At 63.9% G+C, this 2,974-nt stretch carries 3 protein-coding genes; all 3 read right to left on the bottom strand.

Features of this window, described 5'->3' with window-relative positions; all coding sequences use genetic code 11:
• A partial coding sequence (locus tag VK533_RS05720; RefSeq protein ID WP_324375850.1) for an enoyl-CoA hydratase-related protein occupies nucleotides 1–522 on the bottom strand: 522 nt, incomplete at its 3' end.
• 62 nt (nucleotides 523–584) lie between these two features.
• Entirely contained in the window at nucleotides 585–1,775 is a 1,191-nt protein-coding gene (locus tag VK533_RS05715) for an acyl-CoA dehydrogenase family protein (RefSeq protein WP_324375848.1), read from the bottom strand.
• 128 nt (nucleotides 1,776–1,903) lie between these two features.
• On the bottom strand, nucleotides 1,904–2,974 hold a 1,071-nt coding region (locus VK533_RS05710), incomplete at its 5' end, for a thiamine pyrophosphate-dependent enzyme (protein ID WP_324375846.1).

Genomic DNA, 2,974 nt, shown 5'->3' with positions numbered 1-2,974 from the left:
CATCTCGCCCGACAGGATCAGCTGAAGCGCGCGCCCCTTGCCGACCAGCCTTGGCAGGCGCTGCGTCCCGCCGCCGCCCGGAACCAGGCCGAGCGCGACTTCCGGCTGGCCGAATCTGGCGGACTCCACCGCGAGCCTGATCGTGCACGCCATCGCGGTTTCGCAGCCGCCGCCCAGCGCGAAGCCATTCACGGCGGCGATGACCGGCTTGCCGAGATTCTCGATGAGATCCAGGACCTGCTGGCCGAAGCGACTGGACTGCTGGGCCGCGAATGCCGCGGCCTGCGCGAGCTCGCTGATGTCGGCGCCCGCGATGAAAGCCTTGTCGCCGGCGCCGGTCAGGATGACGCCGCGCACCGTCGCATCCTCACGCGCGTCTTCGAACGCCTTGCGCAAATCCGACCAGGTCGGCGTGTTCAGCGCATTGAGCACCTTCGGCCGGTTGACCGTGACATAGGCGATGCCGCCCTTCTTCTCATAGAGGATGTTGGCGAACGCCGGGCTCGCCGTTTCCGAAACCATGATAAATCTCCAATTCGGGAGGGGACGAGCCAAATGGGCGAAGGGCCCCGGCTCGCCTGCGCTCAGAGGAAGGCGCCGATCCCGGTGATGGCCTTGCCGACGATCAGATTTTGCATCTGAAAGGTGCCCTCGTACGAATAGAGCGCCTCGGCGTCGGCGAAGAAGCGCGCGACGTTGTAGTCGGCGACGATGCCGTTACCGCCGAGCAGCTCGCGGCCCCAGGCGACGGTCTCGCGCGATTTCGCCGTGCAGAACGCCTTCGCTAACGCCGCATGCTGGTCGCCCAGCTTGCCCTCGTCATCCATCTGCGCCAGCCGCACCATCAGGCACTGGCATGCGGTGATGTTGCCGAGCATCTTGGCGAGGAGTTCCTGCACCATCTGGAACGAGGCGATCGGCTTGCCGAACTGCTGACGCTCCTGGGTATATTTGAGCGTCGCCTCGAACGCGCCCATCTGGATGCCGGTCGAGGCCCAGCCGACCATGTAGCGCGTCATCCGCAGCACGCGTGCGGTATCGCGAAACGAGTTGCCGCCCTGCAGACGGTTCTCCTCCGAAATCCGGACATCCTTGAGCGTGATGACGCCGTTCTGGACGACCCGCAGCGCGATCTTGTTCTCGATCTTCTCGACGCTGAACCCGGGCGTCGCCTTGTTCTCGACGATGAAACCCTTGACCTGATTATCGTCGAGGTCGCGCGCCCAGATGATCGAAACATCGCACCAGGTGGCATTGCCGATCCAGCGCTTCTGGCCGTTCAGCACCCACGTGTCGCCCTCGCGTTTGGCGGTGGTGGTCAGCCCGCCGCTCGTGCCCGATCCGACCAGAGGTTCGGTCAGGCCGAAGCAGCCGATCTTCTCCCAGCGCGCCATCGGCGGCAGCCATTTCTGCTTCTGCGCCTCCGATCCATCGAGATAGATCGAGCCCATTGCCAGGCCGCTATGCACGCCGAAGAAGGTGCAGAAGGACGCGTCGACCCGCGCCAGCTCCATCGCGACGAAGCCGAACAATTTCTGGCTGCCGCCGGCGCACTCATAACCCTGATAGCCCAGGCCACCCAGCTGCAACTCCTTGAACGAAGGCAGCAGCTCGAACGGGAACGCGTCCTCCGACCAATATTTGTTGATGATCGGCTGGACCCTGCTTTCCATGTAGGTCCGCACCTTCCTGACCACGGCCAGTTCATCGGCGGTCAGGACATCGACAAGCTGGTAAAAGTCGCTGTTCGGTTCGGGCAGAGGCTTCGCCGCCATACTCATTCTCCTACTCGATTTGCGCCGATCGCTCGGCGCGAAACACGAGTTGGAAATAGCCTCACCCCGAGCACACATCTTGGAGGGCCATGCGGCGAGTTGGATGCCTGTGACAGAGCGCTCCCCACTCAGCGGGTGAGGTTCACCTTCGCCAGATCGATCAGCTCTCCAGCCCGGCCATCCATGACCGCCTTGAGCATGAACAGACCGAATTTATGCGCTTCCTCCAAGGTCGTCGTCGGCGGCATGACGAGCTCCTGGCGCGCGCTCACGACGTCCACCAGCGCCGGGCCGTCATGATCCAGCGCCGCCTGAACGGCGGCGCGAAGATCCTGCGGACGTTCGACGCGGATGCCGTGGATGCCCATCGCGAGCGCCATCTCGGCGAAGTTCGGGTTCTTGAGATCGCAGCCGCTGTCGAGAAAACCCGAGGCCTTCATCTCGAGTTCGACGAATCCCAGCGTGCCATTGTTGAGGACGATGATCTTGACCGGCAAACCGGTCTGGATGAGCGTCACGAACTCGCCCATCATCATCGTGAAGCCGCCGTCGCCCGAAAAGGAGATGACCTGCCGATCGGGATAGGTCGCCTGCGCGCCGATCGCGTGCAGCATCGCGTTGGCCATCGACCCATGGTTGAACGAACCCACGAGGCGACGCTTGCCGTTCATCTTCAGATAGCGCGCCGCCCACGCGACCGGGGTGCCGACGTCGCACGTGAAGATCGCGTCCTCGGCGGCCAGCTCGCTCACCACGCGCGTCACATATTGCGGGTGGATCTGCTTGCTGTTGGGGCCACTCTCCGCCAGCGCGTCGAGGTCCTTTCGCGCCTTGCGATAATCGTCGAGCGCGTTCTCCAGATGCTCCGTGCCCGGCTTGTCGCCGACCAGCGGCAGCAGGAGGTCGAGCGTCTCCTTCACATGCCCGATCAACCCGAGATCGAGCGGGCAGCGGTTGCCGAGCGCCTCCGGCCGAATGTCGATCTGCACGATGCGCGCCTGCTCCGGATAGAATTGCCGGTACGGGAAGTCCGTCCCCAGAAGCAGCAGCGTGTCGCAATCCTTCATCGCCCAATAGCCGGATGCGAAGCCGATCAGTCCGGTCATGCCGACGTCGTTGGGATTGTCGTACTCGATATGCTCCTTGCCGCGCAGCGCGTGCACGACCGGCGCCTTCAGCTTGGCGGATAGCGCGACCAC

This window comes from Sphingomonas sp. (assembly GCF_035317925.1).
Taxonomy (GTDB): domain Bacteria; phylum Pseudomonadota; class Alphaproteobacteria; order Sphingomonadales; family Sphingomonadaceae; genus Sphingomonas_I.
The sequence above is the reverse complement of the archived record's forward strand: the minus strand, read 5'-3'. Positions and strand labels throughout refer to the sequence as shown.

Coding starts and splice junctions, on each gene's coding strand:
- VK533_RS05715 (WP_324375848.1), bottom strand. CDS start 1,775: ATGGCGGCGAAGCCTCTGCCCGAACCGAACAGCGACTTTTACCAGCTT.